Annotated in this window: 3 protein-coding genes; 1 reads left to right on the top strand and 2 read right to left on the bottom strand. The window is 65.5% G+C overall.

The window, feature by feature from the left end; all coding sequences use genetic code 11:
• Window positions 1-190: 190 nt before the first annotated feature.
• On the bottom strand, window positions 191-967 hold the full coding sequence (locus HPC46_RS33920) for a helix-turn-helix domain-containing protein (RefSeq protein ID WP_179476371.1): 777 nt from the start codon (window positions 965-967) through the stop codon (window positions 191-193).
• A gap of 807 nt (window positions 968-1,774) precedes the next feature.
• Complete coding sequence (locus HPC46_RS35685; RefSeq protein ID WP_179476370.1) at window positions 1,775-2,299, bottom strand: Imm61 family immunity protein; 525 nt, start codon at window positions 2,297-2,299, stop codon at window positions 1,775-1,777.
• Between the two features lie 313 nt (window positions 2,300-2,612).
• Here HPC46_RS35685 and HPC46_RS33910 point away from each other — a divergent pair, with 313 nt between their 5' ends.
• Window positions 2,613-3,365 (top strand): hypothetical protein, encoded by a 753-nt coding sequence (locus HPC46_RS33910; protein ID WP_179476369.1) that lies wholly within the window; start codon window positions 2,613-2,615, stop codon window positions 3,363-3,365.
• The last annotated feature ends 58 nt before the right edge of the window (window positions 3,366-3,423 follow it).

Raw genomic sequence — 3,423 nt, 5'->3', positions numbered from 1 at the left:
TTCTACAATCACCAACGCCGCCACAGTGCCGCCGACGGGCTATCGCCCGTCAACTACGAGATCAGGGAATCCAAGACCAAGCCCGAAGCGGCATAGGAAACCCTCCACGATTTCGGGGGAACCACAAAGTAATCGTGCTCATGCTGTGAATCGTTGCGGTCACCGCCGTGCGGCGGCTTGAACGATTCGGCTACCCGCTGGCCTGGTCGAGATCCCAGGAGACGTGCCGGCTCAGCACCGAGGGTGGCAGGCCGAACATCTCACGGGTGGTCCGGGTTAGGTGGGCGCTGTCGGCGAACCCCGCACCGTGCGCCGCGCCGGTCAGGTCATCACCGGCCTGCACCCGAATGATCGCGGCCCGCAACCGCGACCACAACACATAGCGGCGCAACGGAATGCCAACCTGCTCGGTGAACAGATGGGTGAACCGGCTCACCGAAAGCCCCACCAGGGCAGCCACATCCGTACCGCTGACCGGGCCCGCCGCCACCAAGTCCGGCAACCGCCGCAGGGCGTCATCAACGGCCGGATGCCGTGCCGCCGCGCCGTGGTCGGCGGTGGCGGGCGCCAGGTGCGCAACCAGCTCGTCGACCACGGTGGCCAAGGCTCTTCGCCGGGTGAAGGTCAGGACCGGGGTGACGGTCCACCCGTAGCGGACGGCGCGGGAGTGTGCGGCCTGTCCCGGCGTGGACTCCGGCTCCAGGAATATGGCCGTGCCCTCCTGGGCGCCGACCTCGATCCGGTGCGGCGCGTCGGCGGGCACGACCACCTTTGTGCCCCGGTGTTGCGCACCCTGTTCGTCGAGCACCGTCAACGCCGTCGTCGCCGTGATGATCTGAACGGCATGGTGGGCATGCACATCCGTAGGGCCGATCGATCCGGTGAAGGCCAACACCCCCGGCCGCAGCAGCGCCGAACCGCCCCAGCGCGGTTCGAAGGCAGCTGCATCACCACCACGGCTATTCATCGTCACTGAACGATGATAGGAGCGAGTGTCTCGGGTGAAATGTCAAGTGGGCTCAATAAAGTGACCGCACCACAGGCGGCGACCGCGGCACCCCTGGATTCGACATAGATCGATATTGACAGACTGGCCTCGGAAGCTTCCCGTGCGCAACACCTGCGGCACTTGTTTATAGGCGCGCAACGCACTGACTAGCGGTAAGTGCGTTGGGGACAGAAAGACCCCTAGAGAACTGACGTCCGCGCCGTTGCGCGAGAGCACCCGCACGTCCGTCCCGCTGACGATCACCGTCGCGCGCTGGCCATCCCACTTCCACTCGGTGGCCAGATTGTCACCCCGCACGGGTGCAGCCCGCAGCGTGGCCAGCATCGGTGCCGGCGCCCTGGGCGCCGGGTCCAACAACTGCCTGGCCACCTGCTCGACGGTACCCCGGGGGTATGGGTAAGGGACCGGCCCGCGGCATGTATTCGAACACCTGTGCGATTCTTGCTGTATGGGTGCGTCGTGGTCGTGGTTCACCTCGGGGCTGGTCCGACTAGCCGAAGGACGCTGGATTTGCACCATGCTGATGCACTGCCCACGCTGCGGGCTCCCCTGGTCCGACGACGGCCTCATCCCCATTCGGGGCCAGTCCTACAGCGGGCGCGGGACCCCGCCGACCGGACAGTGGACCATCGCGACGTCGACCCGGACGTGCGAGGAGTGCGGGCACACCGCCTACCGTCGCCTTGACGACGAGCCAACGCGAATTCGCTTCTGGCCCCGATGAATTGGTCGCCGATGTTCGGAAGGAACGGGCCGCGGCAACAGTCACCGCGGCCGCGGTGCGTATCGCCCTCCCCGGAGCAGGGGGGCGCCGCGCTGGTGAAGAAACGACTGCTTGAGTTCGTCGAGGCCGAAGCCAAGGCAGTGTGACAACGGAACCAGGACCGACAGGCTGGCATGGTCGCCGGGTGCGGCGGCGACTGGCGAACCTGCACAGAGCAGCGTCCGCCAGCCGTTAACCACCTCCCCCAGGTGGTAGTGGGGCGCGATATCCGCCGGCCCTGCCGGAAACTCCAAGTACGGCAAGTCCAGGTCGTCGCGCACATCATCACCCAAAACGGTGAACACAAAGCACTCCATCACCGTTGCGTCGGCCGCGTAGAACATCCGCTCCCCCGGGCCGTCATCAGTCAGCTCGATCATCTCCACCCGACCGCCAGCCGCACCGCGAAACGCGTACCCGGGCTCACCGGGTCGGCGAAGGACCCCTTCATCCACGTCCCACGCATAACGCGCCAACCGCGCCCAGCCGTGCGACTCCGGCGAGAGGTCGAACCGGGCCCGTGACACCCGGTCACGATAATGCGCGGCGGGGCGCCGCCGAGTCCGAGAATGAATTGGTGCAGTTGAGCCACGAAAGCGGCCATAAAATTGGGATGTGAGAGAAGGTCGGGTTGCGACGGGAGTCGGGGCGGCATCGCTGAAACGGCTTGATCTGCCGTCCGTTCTGCCTCCCGCATGGATGCAGACTGACGACATACTCGGAACTGCACTGTGCGACCTGATTGAGGACATGGATAGCATCGCCCAGTTTGCGATCCCATACAGCCGACTACCAAGGAAGCTGGGCCGCTACGCTGACCGCTTTCCACGATGGGCAGATGTGGCTCGCCAGACGCCTGAATCACTGCTCGAGCTGCCCAAGCTCGGCGTGACGGCGGTGGAGGCGCTCATCGACACCGCAGGTGAAGCAGTCCGGGTAACACGCTACATCGGTGCGGCCGGACCGGTGGGCGCTGAGGCAGCGGCGACACGCCTAATCGGTCAGCTCAGCCACTACGACCGCACCATCTTGGCTCGGCGGGTATGGGCGCTACAGCCCGAACCGCTACAGGTTGTGGCCGACCGGCTCGGTGTCAGTGCTACCTCCGTGGCACGCAATCTGCCGCGTGCGCTCGATCGTGTGCGAGAACTTCTGGCCGATCCCGCCCACCAAGAGGTGGCCGAACAGACAGCCGCCCTCCGCCGTGCGGTTGGTCCCTGTGCACCAACCGCCGCGGTGAGCGTCGAATTGTGCCGGTTGGGAGTTGATCCCGAAGGCGGGATTGCGGAGTTCCTGCTTCATTTTGCCGGCCCGTACGCCCGCCGGCACCAGTGGCTTGAAACCACTCAAGAGCCTGGCGGCATCCGCGCCGTTCTCTCGGCCCTCAATCGTGTCGCTGACCGAGATCACGCGCCTACCACCCAGACCCTGCTGGACGCCCTGGCCGCGCAGGGTCTAGCGGCGGGTACGGCGATCTCGTTTCTGCAGGAGCACACCGACTTACGGTGTTTCGGCGATGTCTGGGGTTGCGTCCAGCAGAGTGGTGTACGAGTCGGACCTGATCAGCGGTACCGGCGTGTCGTAGCCGGATGAATGAAGGTCATCGCGTGATTCTTCGAGAGACCCGCGAAAGTCACTCGAGCAAAGGAAT

This window comes from Mycolicibacterium vinylchloridicum (assembly GCF_013404075.1).
In the GTDB taxonomy this organism is placed as follows: domain Bacteria; phylum Actinomycetota; class Actinomycetes; order Mycobacteriales; family Mycobacteriaceae; genus Mycobacterium; species Mycobacterium vinylchloridicum.
This window is presented reverse-complemented; position numbering and strand designations above follow the sequence as displayed.

Coding starts and splice junctions, on each gene's coding strand:
- HPC46_RS33920 (WP_179476371.1), bottom strand. CDS start 967: ATGAATAGCCGTGGTGGTGATGCAGCTGCCTTCGAACCGCGCTGGGGC.